Annotated in this window: 12 protein-coding genes; 11 read left to right on the top strand and 1 reads right to left on the bottom strand. The window is 71.5% G+C overall.

Translation table 11 applies throughout. The features are described 5' to 3' along the window. Positions 1 to 97 precede the first annotated feature (97 nt). Both ACFXBC_RS25020 and ACFXBC_RS25015 read left to right on the top strand, forming a co-directional pair. Positions 98 to 4,078, top strand: coding sequence for a glycosyltransferase (locus ACFXBC_RS25020; RefSeq protein ID WP_385028573.1), 3,981 nt, complete (start codon positions 98 to 100; stop codon positions 4,076 to 4,078). Next, the gene (locus ACFXBC_RS25015; protein ID WP_385028570.1) at positions 4,075 to 5,589 is read left to right on the top strand and encodes a DUF5719 family protein; all 1,515 of its coding nucleotides are present in this window, start codon (positions 4,075 to 4,077) and stop codon (positions 5,587 to 5,589) included. The genes ACFXBC_RS25020 and ACFXBC_RS25015 overlap by 4 nt, the downstream gene beginning before the upstream one ends. A gap of 165 nt (positions 5,590 to 5,754) precedes the next feature. Here ACFXBC_RS25015 and ACFXBC_RS25010 read toward each other — a convergent pair whose 3' ends face one another. Continuing rightward, the gene (locus tag ACFXBC_RS25010) at positions 5,755 to 6,222 is read right to left on the bottom strand and encodes a metallopeptidase family protein (RefSeq protein ID WP_385028568.1); all 468 of its coding nucleotides are present in this window, start codon (positions 6,220 to 6,222) and stop codon (positions 5,755 to 5,757) included. A gap of 319 nt (positions 6,223 to 6,541) precedes the next feature. Between ACFXBC_RS25010 and ACFXBC_RS25005 the strand changes: the two genes are divergently transcribed. The 9 genes from ACFXBC_RS25005 (at position 6,542) to ACFXBC_RS24965 (ending at position 17,089) form a co-directional block, all read left to right on the top strand. After that, entirely contained in the window at positions 6,542 to 6,916 is a 375-nt protein-coding gene (locus ACFXBC_RS25005) for a DUF3499 domain-containing protein (RefSeq protein ID WP_385028566.1), read from the top strand. Positions 6,917 to 7,056: 140 nt separating this feature from the next. Continuing rightward, entirely contained in the window at positions 7,057 to 8,673 is a 1,617-nt protein-coding gene (locus ACFXBC_RS25000) for an L-lactate permease (protein ID WP_385028563.1), read from the top strand. A gap of 168 nt (positions 8,674 to 8,841) precedes the next feature. After that, a complete protein-coding gene (locus ACFXBC_RS24995; protein ID WP_385028560.1) occupies positions 8,842 to 10,215 on the top strand; it encodes a phosphomannomutase/phosphoglucomutase in 1,374 nt (457 codons plus the stop codon). Between the two features lie 300 nt (positions 10,216 to 10,515). Continuing rightward, positions 10,516 to 10,701 (top strand): Trm112 family protein, encoded by a 186-nt coding sequence (locus ACFXBC_RS24990; RefSeq protein WP_385028557.1) that lies wholly within the window; start codon positions 10,516 to 10,518, stop codon positions 10,699 to 10,701. 150 nt (positions 10,702 to 10,851) lie between these two features. Further along, entirely contained in the window at positions 10,852 to 11,982 is a 1,131-nt protein-coding gene (locus ACFXBC_RS24985) for an SIS domain-containing protein (RefSeq protein ID WP_385028554.1), read from the top strand. A gap of 326 nt (positions 11,983 to 12,308) precedes the next feature. After that, entirely contained in the window at positions 12,309 to 13,472 is a 1,164-nt protein-coding gene (gene manA, locus ACFXBC_RS24980; protein WP_385028551.1) for a mannose-6-phosphate isomerase, class I, read from the top strand. A gap of 66 nt (positions 13,473 to 13,538) precedes the next feature. Beyond that, on the top strand, positions 13,539 to 14,516 hold the full coding sequence (locus ACFXBC_RS24975) for a cation diffusion facilitator family transporter (RefSeq protein ID WP_385028548.1): 978 nt from the start codon (positions 13,539 to 13,541) through the stop codon (positions 14,514 to 14,516). A 361-nt stretch (positions 14,517 to 14,877) separates the two neighbouring features. Then, entirely contained in the window at positions 14,878 to 16,335 is a 1,458-nt protein-coding gene (ahcY, locus tag ACFXBC_RS24970) for an adenosylhomocysteinase (RefSeq protein WP_385028545.1), read from the top strand. Between the two features lie 139 nt (positions 16,336 to 16,474). Continuing rightward, positions 16,475 to 17,089, top strand: coding sequence for a hypothetical protein (locus ACFXBC_RS24965; protein ID WP_385028542.1), 615 nt, complete (start codon positions 16,475 to 16,477; stop codon positions 17,087 to 17,089). Positions 17,090 to 17,481: the final 392 nt, after the last annotated feature.

Raw genomic sequence — 17,481 nt, 5'->3', positions numbered from 1 at the left:
CAACGCCCCCACGGGGCGCGTGCGTCCACCGCATCCGCACACCAGCCTTCCGGGGGGCCACGCCACCCGGACTCCGGCCGGAGGGGCCCGTACCTCGATGTCCGTGCACAGCCAATCGACGGCCCCTTACGAGGCCGCAACGCCTGCGTTCGCTCCCGCACACCCACCCGAATTCCCGCAGCACGTCGTCACCGCCGTACTCGTCACCCACGACGGTGCCCGCTGGCTGCCCGACGCACTCGCCGGACTGCTCGGACAGGAGCGGCCCGTCCAGAACGTCGTCGCGGCCGACACCGGCAGCGCCGACGCCTCCGCGAGCCTGGTCGCCGAAGCGATCGGCGCCGACCGGGTGTTGCACCTTGCACGCCGCACCGGCTTCGGAGCCGCCGTCGACGAGGCGGCCCGCACCGCCGGAGTCCTCACCCCCGAAGAGCTGCCGTATCTGAAGCGGCCCAGCGGCTGGGATCCGGTGAGCCGCAGCTGGAACGACGACACCTACGACATGCCCGAACTGCCGCACGGGGAACCGGTGCAGTGGCTCTGGCTGCTGCACGACGACTGCGCCCCCGACCCCGACGCGCTCGCCGGGCTGCTGCGCGTGGTCGACAACGACCCGCACGCCGTCATCGTCGGACCCAAGCTGCGCGGCTGGTACGACCGTAAGCAACTGCTCGAAGTCGGCGTCTCGATCGCCAACAGCGGTCGCCGCTGGACCGGACTCGACCGCCGCGAACAGGACCAGGGCCAGCACGACCAGGTCCGCTCCGTACTCTCCGTATCGACCGCCGGAATGCTCATCAGGCGGGACATCTGGGAGGAACTGGGCGGATTCGACCGCCGGCTGCCGCTGATGCGCGACGACGTCGACCTGTGCTGGCGGGCCCATGCCGCGGGCCACAGCGTCGTCGTCGCACCCGACGCCGTACTGCGGCACGCGGAGGCATCCGCCCGTGAGCGCAGGCCCATCGACTGCGTGGGCCGCTCCGTCGCCAGCCCGCACCGCGTCGACAAGGCCGGCGCCGTCTACACCCTGCTCGTCAACACCCGTGGCCGCGGAGTGCCGTACGTCCTGCTCCGGCTGGTCTTCGGCACGCTGCTGCGGGTGATCGCCTATCTCGTCGGCAAGGCGCCGGGACAGGCGCTCGACGAGGTCGCCGGGCTGATCGGCACCCTGCTGCGCCCCGAGCGGATCCTCGCCGCACGGCGCGCCAGAGGAACGGGCACGGTCGAGGCGGGCGAACTGCGCCCGCTCTTCCCGCCGCCCGGAGCCACCGTCAAGGCCACCGCCGAGCAGGTGGTCGGCCATTTCGGCGGTAGCTCCGACGTAGAGGCCGGTTCGCGGCACGGCGCCGTCGAATCCGGTCCGGGCGGCGACGACGCCGACTTCCTGGAGATCGAGCAGTTCGCCCGGCTGAAGCGGATAGCCCGCAAACCGGCCCCCGTGCTGTTCGCCGTCCTCCTGTTGGTGTCGCTCGTCGCCTGCCGGGCGCTGCTGGGCGGAGGCGCACTCTCGGGCGGCGCCCTGCTCCCCGCGCCCGATCACGTATCGGAGCTGTGGAACCGCTACGCCGACGTATGGCACCCCCTCGGCACCGGCGGCACCCAGACCGCCCCGCCGTACCTCGGCATCCTCGCCGTGTTCTCCACCGTCCTCCTGGGACACACCGGACTCGCGCTGACCCTGCTCCTGGTCTGCTCGGTCCCGCTGGCGGGTCTCACCGCGTACTTCGCCTCCCGCCCGCTCACCGGATCACGGCTGCTGCGCGCCTGGGGAAGCATCGCGTACGCCTTCCTGCCCGCCGCCACCGGCGCCCTGGCATCCGGGCGGCTCGGCACGGCCGTACTCGCCGTCCTGCTGCCGCTGATCGCCCGCTGCGCCGTCGCCGCCTCCGGGATGCGCGGGGAGCGCGGCAGCTGGCGGGCCGCCTGGGCCTACGCCTTCCTGCTGACCCTCACGATGGCCTTCACCCCCGTCGTCTGGCCGCTCGCCGTGGTCACCGGGATCGGCGTCCTGGCGCTGCGCCGCGACGAGATCACCGCGTACGGGCTGCGCTTCCTCGCCGTCGTCGGCACCCCGCTCGTCCTGCTCGCGCCCTGGTCGCTCTCGCTCCTCGCCGGCCCCTCGGGCTTCTTCCGTGAGTCGGGCATGGAGTTCGGCAAGGGTTCGGCATCCGCGCTCGACCTGCTCGGTATGAGCCCCGGCGGCCCGAAGGCCGCGGGCGGGGCGCTGCTCATCGGAGTGGTGCTCGCCGCACTGGCCGCACTGCTGCGCGGTGAGCGGCAGTTCGCCATCCGCTCCGCCTGGGCGGTGGCCCTGCTGGGCCTGGTCTTCTCGGTCCTGGCCAACAGGTCGGGCTGGGCAGGACCCACGACGCTCGTCTACGGGATCGCGCTGCTGGCCGCCGCCGTGCTCGGCGCGGAGGGGGCACGCGGGCGCGTGGCCACCCAGAGCTTCGGCTGGCGCCAGCCCGTCGCCGGGCTGATCGCGATCGCCGCGCTGCTCGCACCGGTGATCGCCGCCTTCAGCTGGATGGTCAGCGGTGCGGACGGGCCGCTGGAGCGGCGCGATCCGGTGCAGGTCCCGGCGTTCGTCGCCGAGGAGAGCGGCACCCGCGACCAGGCCCGCACCCTGATCCTCGGCGGGACCTCGCCCGCCGAGGTCTCGTACACACTGGTACGCGGCTCGGGCGCCAGGCTCGGCGACGCCGAGCTGGCCCGCTCGGGCGGCAGCAGCCCCCGGCTCGACAAGGTCGTGTCCCATCTGGTCGCGGGCTCGGGCGCTGACCAGTCCAGCCAGCTCAGCGGGTACGCCATCCGCTACCTGCTGGTCAGGGGCGGTGCGCCGCGCGGGATGAGCCGGGTGCTCGACGCGACCCCGGGGCTGAGCCGGCTCAGCCAGCTGGACGGCAGCGAACTCTGGCGCGTCGACCGGCAGGTCGCGCGGGCCACGATCGTCCCCGGCCAGTCGTCCGGTACGTCGTCCGGCTCGTCGGCGAGTACGTCAACGGGTACGTCAACGAGTACGTCGGACGCGAGCGCCGAGACGCAGTCCGTCGCCGCGGGCCCGGTGGACATCCACACCACCGTCCCGGCCGGGAAGTCCGGCCGCGTCCTGCGGCTCGCGGACTCCGCCGACCCGGGCTGGCAGGCCACGCTGGACGGCCGCGCGCTCACCCGGACGACCGTCGACGGCTGGGCCCAGGGGTTCCAACTCCCCACCCAGGGCGGCAAGCTCGACGTCAGCTACGACGAGCCACTCACCCACACCCTCTGGGTCTGGGCCCAGGTGCTCCTCGCGGTCGTGCTGCTGGTGCTCGCCCTGCCCGGCCGCCGGAAGCGGAACGACGACGACCTGCCCGACGAGGAACTCCCCGTACCGGCCGAGCCGGTGGCAGGGGAGGGCCGCAGGGCCCGCAGACTGCGCGCCGCCGCCCAGGCCGAGGCGGAGGCGGCGGGCTCCCCGGACGGCCCGGCCGCACCGGGCGCGGCAGGCCCCACCGATGACGGCCCGGCCGGCGAACCCGGCGAGCAGGGCCCGTACACCCCGGCGGGAGACTTCGCAGGACACCCGGCAGGAGACTTCGCAGACCCCGCGGACGATCCCGCAGGGCACCCCGCAGCGGACCGGGCCGCACCCGCGACCGAGGACAACTTCGCCCCGCAGTATGGGACGGAGGTCCCCCAGCAGCCCGCCTACGGCGAGTGGGAGCAGTCCGCGTACGCGACGGGCGACTACAGCCCCTACCCGGCAGGGCAGTACGGCAACGAAGGCCACTACGGGAACGACGGCGGCGAAGCCCACTACGGCAGCGAAGGCGCGTACGCCCCGGGGCAGTACGGCCACGAGAACCCGTACGGCAACGACGCCACATACGCCGACGAGGGCCAGGGCGGGTACACCGGCAACGGCCAGGGCGGGGACGGCCACCCGGGCCAGTACCCGGAGGGGCAGCAACAGTACGACCCCTATCAGCAGCAGGACGCCCCCTACGACCCGTACGGCTACGCCCAGCAGCCGCAGCAGCGACCGCCCTACCCCGACGAGAACGAGCACCGCCCCGACGGGAGCAACCAGTGAACCGCACCGCCATCGCCCTCGCGGCGGCCGTCGCAGCCCTCGCGGCCATCACCGGGTTCGCCGTGGTCGCCGCCCCTTCGGACGCCGCCACCACGCCGCAGGGCGCCGCCCGGCTGCCGGTCGAGCGTTCCACCCTGACGTGCCCGGTGCCCAGCACGTCCGACATCGCGGAGACGTCGTACACCGCCTTCACCCCGGCCGGGAAGGGCGGCGGTTCCGCCGGGAGCGCCCAGTTGCTGCCGTCGGTCACGGGCGCCGGGAAGGACAAGAAGGGCGGCAAGAACGGCAAGGACAAGAGCGGCGCACCGGACGGCAAGCCGGTGGTGTCGCTCAAGGAGCCGGGCAAGCCGGTCGTCGACAAGGAGTCCGGCGGCGATTCACCGGCCCTGACCGGTTCGGCCGATGGCCCGCTGGCCCCCGGCTGGACCGCGCAGCAGACCACGACCGTCGACGTCGGCGGCTCGCGCGGGGTGCTCGGCACCAACTGCACAGCCCCGGACACGGACTTCTGGTTCCCGGCGGCCAGCACGGCGGCCTCCCGCCAGGACTATGTGCACCTCACCAACCCCGACGACAGCGCGGCCGTCGCCGATATCGAGCTGTACGGCAAGAACGGCGCCATCAAGTCCGATGTGGGGGAGGGGATCACGGTCCCCGCGAAGTCGTCGGTCCCGGTCCTGCTCTCGACGCTGACACCCGATCCGGCGGAGAACCTCACCGTCCATGTCAGCACCCGTACCGGCCGGGTGGGCGCCGTAGTGCAGTCGATGGACAACAAGCTCGGCAGCGACTGGCTGCCCGCTTCCACCGCCCCGGCCGACAAGCTGGTACTCCCCGGGATCCCGGCGGACGCCACATCCGTACGGCTGGTGGCCCTCGCCCCGGGCTCCGACGACGTGGACCTCAAGGTCCAGCTGGCCGGCGCCGACGGCACGATCTCCCCGGCCGGCCATGAGTCGCTGCACCTCAAGGCGGGCATGACGACCTCCGCCGATCTGGGCCCCGTGACCAGGGACGCGGCAGGGTCGCTGGTGCTCTCTCCCTCGGGCGGCGGCAAGACGCCCGTGGTGGCCGCGCTGCGCGTGGTGCGCGGCAAGGGCAGCAAGCAGGAGGTCGCCTTCATCCCGGCCACCTCGCCGGTGGGGGAGCGGGCATCGGTGGCCGACAACCGCTCCAAGGGCTCGGTGCTCTCCCTGGCCGCCCCGGGCGCGACGGCGAAGGTGAAGGTCACCGCGTCGCAGGGCAGCGAAGGCGGTTCGCCGGTCGTCAAGACGTACACGGTCAAGGGCGGTACGACGCTCGCGGTCAAGCCGACCCCGCCGTCCGGACTCAAGGGCTCGTACGCGCTGACGGTCGAACCGGAGGCGGGCGGCGGCCCGGTCTACGCGTCGCGCACGCTCGAACTCCCGCAGGACGGCGTCCCGATGTTCACGGTGCAGACGCTCCCCGACGACCGGGGGACGGTCTCGGTGCCGCGGGCCCGGGAGGACCTGTCGCTGCTGGACGACTGACGGCTGACGTCTGACGGCCTCGGATCAGAAACGGCAAGCGGATCAGAAACGGCCGCGGACCGGAAAGGGAAGCGGACGCGGAAGACGCGGAACAGGAAGCAGGCCCGGCGGGCGGACCGCCGGGCTCAGTCCTGTTCAGCACTGTTCAGTCCTGTTCAGTCCTATTCAGTCCTGTCCGTACCGCGGATCCACCGACTCCGGCGCCAGGCCGAGCAGTTCGGCGACCTGCTCCACGACGACCTCGTGCACCAGCAGCGCCCGCTCGTCGCGGTTCTTGGTGCGGATCTCGACGGGGCGCCGGTAGACGACGATCCGCGCGGGCCGGTCCTTCTCCGCGGAGACCGCGCTGCCGAGCGGTACGGAGGTCTCGCCCGGCCACTCGTCGGCACTTCCGGCAGCCCCCGCGCCCTCGACGCGTGGGACGTCGAGCACCAGGAAGTCGACTTCGGAGAGTTGGGGCCAGCGCCGTTCCAGGCGCTCAACGGAGTCCGCCACAAGATCACGGAAGGAGTCCCCGCGACTGGCCGAGAGCGGAACCTGCGGAGGTGCCACGGGCCCGCGCATCCCCCTGCCGTGCCGGTCGCGTCGGCGCGGTCTGGGGTCCGCGGGCTGGGGCGGTAGTGAGCTGTCCATCACTGACGCAGGGTAGCTCTCCGTACGGTACGGCGAGGCCGACGGCGGCAGCAGGGCCGTCATGTCGCGGAATGAACATTCCGGACAAGTTCGCGACCGGCGGCTCCGCTGCTTTCGATCGGTGATCTCACGTCGGTTGACTGGATATCGACGGAGGAATGACTGGATTCGATTCGTCACTCGCTGTATGCGCCTGTACCCGTGCAGGTCAAGCGAGTTGCCCCGGCCCGGACGGGGCGGCCTCCGCGCCACGACACGGTGGGGTGACGCCGGGGCGAGTCGTCGCGGCCCGCTCAAGAGTGCGGTACCGTCCAATACCGTGAGCCCTGTACGTCGCTGTTCTCGCACCGCGTGCGGCCGCCCCGCCGTCGCGACGCTGACGTACGTCTACGCCGACTCGACCGCGGTCCTCGGTCCGCTCGCGACTTACGCTGAGCCCCACTGCTACGACCTGTGCGCCGAGCACGGCGAGCGGCTGACCGCCCCGCGCGGCTGGGAGGTCGTCCGCCTCACCGACGGCTCGGCCCCCGCCAGGCCCAGCGGTGACGATCTCGAAGCGCTCGCCAACGCCGTACGGGAAGCCGCCCGGCCGCATGAGCGCGCACCCGAGCCGGGCGGCGGCATGCGCCAGGCCGGCCCGGCCGAGAGCGGCCGAAGGGGCCACCTCCGCGTACTGCGCTCCCCGGAGTCCTGACACCGGCGAGTGTTCCCGGAGTTCGTGCACAGGGCACGTTCCCGCACGCTCCGCATGCCGTCCGGAGCGTCCGGTCCGGAGCATTGACTTCCGGTTGCCATGAACATGAGCATTCCTCCACCCGCGAGGATCGAGGCCCCGTGTTTGTGCAGCCGCTGGAACCCGTAGCCGATTCACTCGCCCTGTCCGCACTCGTCGCCGCTCTGTCGCTGCTCACCGTCCTGGTGCTGCTGGGCGCCGTACGGATGAGAGCCCACTGGGCAGGCCCGGCCGGGCTGGCCGTCGCCGTCCTGGTCGCCCTGTTCGCGTACGGCATGCCGCTGGGCCAGGCCCTGTCATCGGGCGCGCAGGGGGCGCTCTTCGGCCTCTTTCCCATCCTGTGGATCGTCGTCAACGCCCTCTGGGTGTACCGGATGACGGTCCGCACCCGGCACTTCGACATCCTGCGGCGCTCCTTCGGCCGGTTCTCCGACGACCCGCGCATCCAGGCCCTCGTCATCGGGTTCTGCTTCGGCGCGCTGCTCGAAGCGCTCGCCGGATTCGGGGCTCCGGTGGCGATCTGCGCGGTCATGCTGGTCGCGCTCGGCTTCGTTCCGGCGCGTGCCGCGGTCGTCGCGCTCGTCGCCAACACCGCGCCGGTCGCCTTCGGCGCCATGGGAACCCCCGTGGTGACGCTCGCACAGGTCAGCGGAGTGCCGCTGCACACGGTCGCCTCGGTCGTCGGCCGGCAGACCCCGCTGCTCGCCCTCGTCGTACCGCTGCTGCTCGTGGTCATCGTGGACGGCCGGCGCGGACTCCGCGAGACCTGGGCGCCCGCGCTCGTCTGCGGAGTGGCCTTCGCGGCCGCGCAGTTCGCCGCGTCCAACTTCGTCTCCGTCCAGCTCGCCGACATCCTGGCCGCGCTGACCGGCGCCGCGGCTCTGATGGCGGTGCCCGGCGCCCGCAGGCCCGTCGCGGAACCGGTGCGGGCCGCCGTGCTCACCGGCGAACGCAGCGAGGACCTGGACGAGGCCGACCCGCGGCGCGAAGTGGTACGCGCCTACGCCCCGTACGCGCTGATCGTCGTGGTCTTCTCGCTCGCCCAGATCCCGCCCGTGAAGCGGCTGTTCGACGGGGCGACCCGGCTCTTCGACTGGCCGTTCCTCGATGTCGCGGGTCCTGGCGGCACACCGGTGCCGGGCAACGCCTTCTCGCTCCCGCTCCTCTCGACCGGCGGGACACTGGTCCTGTTCGCGGGGGTGTTCACGGCGGCGGTCATCGGCGTACGGGCGGGCGCCGCGCTCCGCGAATGGGCGGCGACCGTGCACGAACTGCGGTACGCGATCCTCACGGTCACCTCCGTACTCGCTCTCGCCTACGTCATGAACCTCTCCGGACAGGCCGCCACCATCGGCCACTTCGTCGCCGCCGCGGGTGCCGGACTGGCCTTTCTCTCACCCGTGCTCGGCTGGTTCGGGGTCGCGGTCTCGGGATCCGACACCTCGTCCAACGCGCTCTTCGGCGCACTCCAGGTCTCCGCCGCCCATGAGTCCGGACTCTCCCCGCAGCTGCTGGCGGCCGCCAACAGCTCGGGCGGAGTCCTGGGCAAGATGATCTCCCCGCAGAATCTGACGATCGCGTGTGCGGCGGTGGGCCTGAAGGGACAGGAGGGCGATCTGCTGCGCAGGGTGCTGCCGTGGAGCCTGGGGCTGCTCCTTGTGATGTGCCTGATCGTGACGGCGCAGAGTACGGCGCTCCTGGGCTGGATGCTGCCGTGAGGGACCGCTTCCGCGGTGCGGGCCTGAGCGGACGCCACCGGCTCCGGCACCTGGACGCCACCGGCTCCGGCATACCGCCACTATCGGCTCCGGTGCGCGAAGAGTGCCGATTCCTCCAGGTAGTTTGATGGACCCGTAGCGGACAGAGCGGATATCAGGAGGACCGACGTGGCTGGTGCTGTCGATTTGTCACAGGTCGTGAAGGCGTACGACGTGCGAGGGGTCGTACCCGACCAGTGGGACGAATCGCTCGCCGAGCTGTTCGGTGCCGCCTTTGTGCAGGTGACGGACGCCTCGGCGATCGTCGTCGGCCATGACATGCGCCCGTCGTCGCCCGGCCTCGCCGGGGCCTTCGCGCGCGGCGCGGCCGCCCGCGGCGCAGACGTCACCCTCATCGGCCTCTGCTCGACCGACCAGTTGTACTTCGCTTCCGGCCAATTCGACCTGCCGGGAGCGATGTTCACGGCCTCGCACAACCCGGCCCGGTACAACGGCATCAAGATGTGCCGGGCCGGAGCCTCACCGGTCGGTCAGGACACGGGCCTCGCGGAGATCCGTACGCTCGTCGAGACCTGGTCCGCCACGGGCGCCCCCGAACCCGTACCGGCATCGGGAACCGTCACCGAGCGTGACACGTTGAAGGAGTACGCGGCCCACCTGCTCTCCCTGGTCGACCTCTCGGCGATCCGCCCGCTGAAGGTCGTGGTGGACGCGGGAAACGGCATGGGCGGCCACACGGTCCCCACGGTGCTCGCCCCGCTCCCGCTCGAAGTGGTCCCCCTCTACTTCGAGCTGGACGGGACCTTCCCCCACCACGAGGCCAACCCGCTGGACCCGGCCAACCTCGTGGACCTCCAGGCGAAGGTCCGCGAGACCGGCGCGGACCTCGGCCTGGCCTTCGACGGCGACGCGGACCGCTGCTTCGTCATCGACGAGCGCGGCGAGGGCGTCTCACCGTCCGCCATCACGGCACTGGTCGCTGCCCGCGAACTGGCGGCGCACCCCGGCGGCACGGTCATCCACAACCTGATCACCTCCTGGTCGGTCCCCGAGGTCGTACGGGAGCACGGCGGCACCCCCGTACGCACCCGGGTGGGGCACTCCTTCATCAAGCAGGAGATGGCCACGACCGGGGCGATCTTCGGCGGTGAGCACTCGGCGCACTACTACTTCCGGGAGTTCTGGAACGCCGACACCGGAATGCTCGCGGCGCTCCACGTCCTGGCCGCCCTCGGCAACCAGCCGGGCACCCTCTCGGAACTGGTCGCTCCGTACGACCGCTACACCGGTTCGGGCGAGATCAACTCCGAGGTCGCCGACCAGGCAGCCAGCGCGGCGCTGGTACGGGAGGCGTACGAGCACCGCGAGGGCGTCACGACGGACAGCCTGGACGGTCTGACGGTGACCTCCGCCGACTGGTGGTTCAACCTCCGCCCGTCCAACACCGAGCCGCTGCTGAGGCTGAACGTGGAGGCGCGTGAAGAGGCGACGATGGCCGGAGTCCGGGACGAGGTTCTCCGTCTGGTACGCGGAACCGGCTGACGGGACTGGCCGATGAGAGGGGCGGACGGGCTGAAGGGACCGGCTGGTGGCACCGGCTGACGGGACTGGCCCACGGAGTGAGGGGCCCGGCTGAGGCACACGGCTGAGAAACCCGGCTGACGGGCCTGGCCTTCAACGGCCCGGCCCGGCCCGGCCCGGCCCGTTCGCCCGGCCCGGTCTGTTCCGCTGGACCCCACCCGTTCCTCCGGCCCCGCCCGAACCGTCCCGATGCCCCGCACCCGCCCCGCCCCGGCGGTACGCTGACCTGGCCCAAACCGTATGTTCGAAGGGACCACCCCCATGCCGCTCGAAGCCGGTCTCCTGGAGATCCTCGCCTGCCCGGTCTGCCACTCCCCGCTCAACGACCAGTCGGCGGCCGATGAGAACCCGGAACTGATCTGTACGGGCAAGGAGTGCGGCCTCGCGTACCCCGTCCGCGACGGTATCCCGGTCCTGCTCGTCGACGAGGCCCGCCGACCCGCGTAGGACAGCGCGCCCCGGGCCCCGGCGCCGCACGACAGCCGCGCACTGTCGCGCCGCAGCCACGGCGTAGCACCCAGCACCGGCGCCGCCCCCAGCACGCACCCGTATCCGTACGCACCCGCACCCGCAAGGGGAATCGGAGAGGCACCCCCGATGCTCGACGAGTCGTTGCTCGATGCCCCCGAGGCCCTGGCCCGAGCCGACCGACGCGGCCTGCTCCGCGGCGCAGCCGAGGCCGGAGCCCGCGTCCGTACCGCCGCCCGGCACGCGGCCGAGGCCGGCCTCGGCGACCTGCGGCCGGAAGGGCGGCCCCGCGCCGTACTCGTCGCCGGGTCCGGCGCCGCCGCGACCGGTGTGGCCGATCTGCTCACCGCCCTGGCGGGCGGGGCGGCCCCGGTCACCCGGCTGCGCCCCACCGGCGTGGCCCCCGCCGCCGGCGCACTGCGCTGGGCGCTGCCCGGCTGGGCCGGCTCCGTCGACCTGCTGCTCATCGCCACCGCCGACGGCACCGAGCCCGGCCTCTCGCTGCTGGCCGAACAGGCATACCGGCGTGGCTGCACCGTCGTCGGTGTCGCCCCGCGCCGCTCGCCGCTGACCGAAGCGGTCAATGGTGCGCACGGCCTCGTCGTACCGATGGCCGAGGCACCGTACGAGGAGGAGGCCGAGGTCCCGTTCACCGACGTCGGCCCCGGAGCCCTGTGGGCGCTCCTCACCCCACTGCTGGTCCTGCTCGACCGGGTCGGCCTGGTCGGCGCACCGCCCGAGACGCTGCAACAGGTGGCCGACCGCCTGGACAGCACGGCGGAACGCTGCGGTCCGGCCATCGCCACCTACAGCAACCCGGCCAAGACCCTGGCCTCGGAGCTCGCCGACTCCCTCCCGCTCGTCTGGACCGAAGGCACCGCAGCGGCCTCCGTCGGCCGCCGCTTCGCCGCCGTACTGACCGAGCTGGCGGGCAGGCCCGCTCTCGCCGCCGAACTGCCCGAGGCGCTGCCCGCGCACGGTGCGCTGCTCGTCGGCCCCTTCGCGGGCGACGCCGACCCGGACGACTTCTTCCGTGACCGGGTGGACGACCCGCAGGCGCTGCACGCCCGTGTGGTGCTCCTCCGCGACCGCCCGGCCGGCGGCCTCACCGCGGCCCCGGCGGCCCGCGAGATCGCCCTCGCCCAGGACACCCCGATCAGCGAGCTCGAACCGGAGGAGGGCAGCGAGCTGGAATGCCTCGCCGAACTCCTGGCAGTCACCGACTTCGCCGCCGCCTACACCGCTCTCGCCACGGTCTGACACCACGGTCCGACCGCCGACCGCCGACCGCCGACCGCCGACCGCCGACCGCCGACCGCCGACCGCCGACCGCCGACCGACCGCCCACCCCACCCCGTCCCGTTCCCGGGCGCACGCCGGTACGAGAGCCCGCCGCACCGCACCACCCCGCGTTGCACATCACGCAGCACCACCGCGCATCACCACCCCCGTACCGCCCCACCTCACCGCAAACCATCACGTCCGCCCCGCGACCAGCCCCGCCCCGCGACCAGCCCCGCCCCGCGACCCACCCAGCCGCGCGGGACCCGCCCCGAAGCCGACCCAGCAGCCCGGAAAGTAGCCTCATGGACCGCCTCGCCAACACCGTGCGCCCCTACGCCTGGGGTTCGACCACCGCCATCCCGGCCCTCACCGGCACCGAGCCCACCGGCGAACCGCAGGCCGAGATGTGGCTCGGCGCGCACCCCGGAGCCCCCTCCCGTATCGACCGCGGCGGCGGAGACCAGGCGCTTTCGGCCGTCATCGACGCGGCCCCCGAGGCCGAGCTGGGCGCACCGGCGGTGGCGAAGTTCGGCCCGCGACTGCCCTTCCTGCTCAAAGTCCTCGCCGCCGGAGCCCCTCTCTCCCTCCAGGTCCACCCCGATCTCGCCCAGGCGGAGGAGGGATTCGCGGCGGAGGAGCGCCGGGGCATCCCCATCGACGCCCCGCACCGCAACTACAAGGACGCCAACCACAAACCCGAACTCATCTGCGCGCTGACGCCCTTCGACGGCCTCTGCGGATTCCGGGCCCCCGCCGAATCGGCCGACCTGCTCGCCGCCCTCGACGTGGACTCCCTCAAGCCGTACGTGGACATCCTGCGCGCGCACCCCGAGGAGGCGGCGCTGCGCGAGGTCCTGACGGCCATCCTGTCGGCGGACCCGGCCGAGATGGCGGCCACGGTCACCGAGGCCGCCGCCGCGGCCGAACGCCTCGGCGGCCCCTACACCCCGTACGCCTCGCTCGCCCACCACTTCCCCGGCGACCCGGGCGTCATCGCCGCGATGCTGCTCAACCACGTACAACTCCAGCCGGGCGAAGCACTGTTCCTCGGCGCCGGCATTCCGCACGCGTACCTCGACGGCCTCGGTGTCGAAATCATGGCGAACTCCGACAATGTGCTCCGCTGTGGTCTGACCCCGAAACACGTCGACGTTCCCGAACTGCTCCGGGTCGTCCGCTTCGAGGCGGCCGAACCCGCCGTCCTGCGCCCGGAAGCGGCCCCGGACGGCGAGGAGCTGTACGAGACACCGATCGACGAGTTCCGGCTCTCGCGCTACGTACGCCCCGAGGACGCCCGGCCCCTACGGCTCCCCGCGGGCACCGCACAGATCCTGCTCTGCACCGCCGGCGCTCCCCACGCGGGTGAACTCGTCCTGGCACCAGGGCAGTCGGTGTTCGTCCCCGCGGGCGAGACCGTCACCCTGACCGGGGCAGGGACGGTCTTCCGCGCCACCGTTGTGGCCTGATGCAACAATGTGCGGCCGAATAGCGGCACCCACGCCGCGGCACCGACGAAGGGAACACGTCCACCCATGAGTGCGTCAGGTGGAACCAAGGCGATCGTGGCGGCGCTCGGCGCCAACCTCTCGATCGCGGCAGCGAAGTTCGTGGCGTTCCTCTTCAGTGGCTCGTCGTCGATGCTCGCAGAGAGCGTCCACTCACTCGCCGACTCGGGCAACCAGGGCCTGCTGCTCCTCGGCGGCAAGAAGGCCCAGCGCGAGGCAACCCCGCAACACCCCTTCGGCTACGGCCGCGAGCGCTACATCTACGCCTTCCTCGTCTCGATCGTGCTCTTCTCGGTCGGCGGGATGTTCGCCGTCTACGAGGGGTACGAGAAGGTCAAGCATCCGCACTCCCTGGACAACTGGTACTGGCCGGTCGGCGTCCTGGTCTTCGCGATCATCGCGGAGGGCTACTCCTTCCGTACGGCGATCAAGGAGTCCAACCAGACGCGCGGCACGCTCTCATGGGCGCAGTTCATCCGCCGCGCCAAGGCCCCCGAGCTTCCCGTGGTGCTGCTGGAGGACTTCGGCGCGCTGATCGGTCTGGCCCTCGCACTGGTGGGCGTCGGGCTGGCCGTGACGACGGGCAACGGCGTCTGGGACGGCATCGGCACGCTCTGCATCGGTACCCTGCTCATCCTGATCGCGATCGTCCTGGCAGCGGAGACGAAGTCCCTGCTGCTCGGTGAGGCCGCGGGCACGGCGGAGGTCGACAAGATCAAGGAAGCCATCGTCGACCATGACACCGTCACCTCCGTGATCCACATGCGTACGCTGCACCTCGGTCCCGAGGAGCTGCTGGTGGCCGCCAAGATCGCGGTCCAGCACGACGACACGGCGGCGGAAGTGGCCCGCGCGATCAACGCCGCCGAGGCCCGTATCCGCGAAGCCGTCCCCATCGCCCGGGTGATCTATCTGGAACCGGACATCTACAGCGACGCCGAGGCCACCGCGGGCGCAGACCCGAAGGCCACACCGGGTGGCCCGTCACCCGTGCCGCACCACTGACCCGAGCCACCAGTGGCCGCGCGGCCCAACCCGGCCGAGCACCACCCCACCCACCCCGCCACGGGCGCCGTCCGAGGTACGGAACCGGACCGCGCCCCAGCCCCTACCGGGCTGGAATCCGGCCGGAATCCGGCCGGTACCCACGGCGGGCTGGGGGCTGCTGGGCCGATCGGTGTAGATTCGACGGGAGCCAGACGTCGCTGCTGATGGCGGTCGGGCGGTCCGTTCCGCGGACCGGCCGAGGGAGAGAGGGCCTCCGACGGACTGCGCCGCGAGCGCTCGGGCATTCGTGTGCCTTTCCGCCCGTCGCCGCAGCATCCAGCCCATACACCCTCGACCAACCTTCCGAGGAGCAGCTCGTATGACGACCGACGCCATCACCCTGGACTTCAAGGTCGCGGATCTTTCGCTGGCCGAGTTCGGGCGCAAGGAGATCACTCTCGCCGAGCACGAGATGCCGGGCCTGATGTCGATCCGCAAGGAGTACGCCGCGGCCCAGCCGCTGGCCGGTGCGCGGGTCACCGGTTCTCTGCACATGACGGTGCAGACGGCCGTGCTGATCGAGACGCTGGTCGCTCTCGGCGCTCAGGTGCGCTGGGCGTCCTGCAACATCTTCTCCACCCAGGACCACGCGGCCGCGGCCATCGCGGTCGGCCCGAAGGGCACCCCGGAAGCGCCGGCGGGCGTGCCGGTCTTCGCCTGGAAGGGCGAGAGCCTGGAGGAGTACTGGTGGTGCACGGAGCAGGCGCTGACCTGGCCGAACACCCCGACCGGCGGCCCGAACATGATCCTCGACGACGGCGGTGACGCCACCCTCCTCGTACACAAGGGCGTCGAGTTCGAGAAGGCCGGCGCGGCCCCGGACCCGGCGACCGCGGACAGCGAGGAGTACAGCTACATCCTCAAACTCCTCAACCGCACCCTCGGCGAGAACCCGAAGAAGTGGACGCAGCTGTCGTCCGAGATCCGCGGTGTCACCGAGGAGACCACGACCGGTGTGCACCGGCTGTACGAGATGCACCGCGACGGCACCCTCCTGTTCCCGGCGATCAACGTCAACGACGCCGTCACCAAATCGAAGTTCGACAACAAGTACGGCTGCCGCCACTCGCTGATCGACGGCATCAACCGCGCCACCGACGTCCTGATCGGCGGCAAGGTCGCCGTCGTCTGCGGTTACGGCGATGTGGGCAAGGGGTGCGCGGAGTCGCTGCGTGGCCAGGGCGCCCGCGTGATCATCACCGAGATCGACCCGATCTGCGCGCTGCAGGCGGCGATGGACGGCTTCCAGGTCTCGACGCTGGACGACGTGATCTCGGTCGCGGACATCTTCGTGACCACCACGGGTAACAAGGACATCATCATGGCCGCCGACATGGCCAAGATGAAGCACCAGGCCATCGTGGGGAACATCGGCCACTTCGACAACGAGATCGACATGGCCGGCCTGGCGAAGATCCCCGGCATCGTGCGCGACGAGGTCAAGCCGCAGGTCCACACCTGGACGTTCGCTGACGGCAAGGTCCTGATCATCCTCTCCGAGGGCCGCCTGCTGAACCTGGGCAACGCGACGGGCCACCCGTCGTTCGTGATGTCGAACTCGTTCGCGGACCAGACGCTGGCCCAGATCGAGCTGTTCACCAAGCCCGCCGAGTACCCGACCGACGTGTATGTGCTCCCCAAGCACCTGGACGAGAAGGTCGCCCGGCTCCACCTCGACGCCCTCGGGGTGAAGCTCACGACGCTCCGCCCTGAGCAGGCCGCGTACATCGGTGTCGAGGTCGAAGGCCCGTACAAGCCGGACCACTACCGCTACTGACGCAGCCAGTGCCGCTGGTGCGCACCGCGTCGCACCGTCAGCAGCCGGCACCGCAGAAGCAGTAGGTACCAGGCAGGCCCCCGCACCCCCGTGTCGGGGGCCTGCCCCGTACCGGCTCCGGAAGGACCTTAAGGACCCCATGCCCCGCGGCCGTTATTCGCTCCACGATCTGCACGACCACACCCCCCTCGGTGAAGAACACTTCCACTGCGCGCCAGGCCCCTCCGGCTGGCGCTACGTCTCTCAGACCACCGCCCCCTCGGGCGACCACAGAGGCTCCGTCGACCTGGCCATCGACGAACTCGGCCGCCCCATCCGCCTCGAACTCCACACCGCGAGCTGGCAGGTTCGCGGCGCGGCCATCGAGGGCGTCACCTGGGTCAGATCCGACCCCACGGGGGTTCATGCCACCGAAGGCAATGCCCCCGCCCATGCCTTCACCGGTACGTCCCCCGCCTTCCTTGTCGCCACCGCCCGCCTGCTCGGTCTCACCCCCGCTTCCTCCGCTACTCGCGTCCGTCTGGTCGCCTTCACCGACCCGGTCCTGGCCCCCCGAACCGTCGACCAGTCCTGGGCGCTGCTGAAGAGTGAAGCGCACGCCACTGACAACGGGCCCCTGATGGTGGACGAATACCAGGTCAGCGCCCTGGACACCGGTGAGCAGCACACGGTCCACATCGCCGGCGACGTGGTCCTCGCGGCCCCCGGCATCGAGCTGGAACACCTGGAAACGCCACCGTCGGTCTTCGGCTGACGAACCGCACCGGTCAGGTCGCCGGCGCGATGTGCGTCCGACCCTGCTGAGCTGCTAGTGTCTCGTCTGCCCACAAAAACCGTTGACACGGTTCGAGTGGGGAGGTAGGTTAGAACGGTTGCCCCGAGTTAGACAAGATCGGGCCCAGCAGTTACTGTTTATCTCGCTCGCGGAAATCAAATTTCTCGCAGAGCCACTCGACGAATCCGAATCAAGAAGCCGATTAGGTCGGCCGAAATGCTTCTGATAAAGTCGGAATCGCCGGAAAGGGAAACGCGAAAGCGTGGAACTGGAAATCACCCGGCCGGCCGGGAATCGGACACGAAAGAGTCTGATAGAGTCGGAAACGCAAGACCGAAGGGAAAAGCCCGGAGGAAAGCCCGAGAGGGTGA

Source organism: Streptomyces sp. NPDC059398 (assembly GCF_042751845.1).
GTDB lineage: Bacteria > Actinomycetota > Actinomycetes > Streptomycetales > Streptomycetaceae > Streptomyces.
The sequence above is the reverse complement of the archived record's forward strand: the minus strand, read 5'-3'. Positions and strand labels throughout refer to the sequence as shown.

Excerpts from the sequence above, each read along its gene's own strand:
- ACFXBC_RS25020 (WP_385028573.1), top strand. The coding sequence starts at position 98 with ATGTCCGTGCACAGCCAATCGACGGCCCCTTACGAGGCCGCAACGCCT.
- ACFXBC_RS25010 (WP_385028568.1), bottom strand. The coding sequence starts at position 6,222 with ATGGACAGCTCACTACCGCCCCAGCCCGCGGACCCCAGACCGCGCCGA.
- ACFXBC_RS24990 (WP_385028557.1), top strand. The coding sequence starts at position 10,516 with ATGCCGCTCGAAGCCGGTCTCCTGGAGATCCTCGCCTGCCCGGTCTGC.
- ACFXBC_RS24985 (WP_385028554.1), top strand. The coding sequence starts at position 10,852 with ATGCTCGACGAGTCGTTGCTCGATGCCCCCGAGGCCCTGGCCCGAGCC.
- manA (WP_385028551.1), top strand. The coding sequence starts at position 12,309 with ATGGACCGCCTCGCCAACACCGTGCGCCCCTACGCCTGGGGTTCGACC.
- ACFXBC_RS24975 (WP_385028548.1), top strand. The coding sequence starts at position 13,539 with ATGAGTGCGTCAGGTGGAACCAAGGCGATCGTGGCGGCGCTCGGCGCC.
- ahcY (WP_385028545.1), top strand. The coding sequence starts at position 14,878 with ATGACGACCGACGCCATCACCCTGGACTTCAAGGTCGCGGATCTTTCG.
- ACFXBC_RS24965 (WP_385028542.1), top strand. The coding sequence starts at position 16,475 with ATGCCCCGCGGCCGTTATTCGCTCCACGATCTGCACGACCACACCCCC.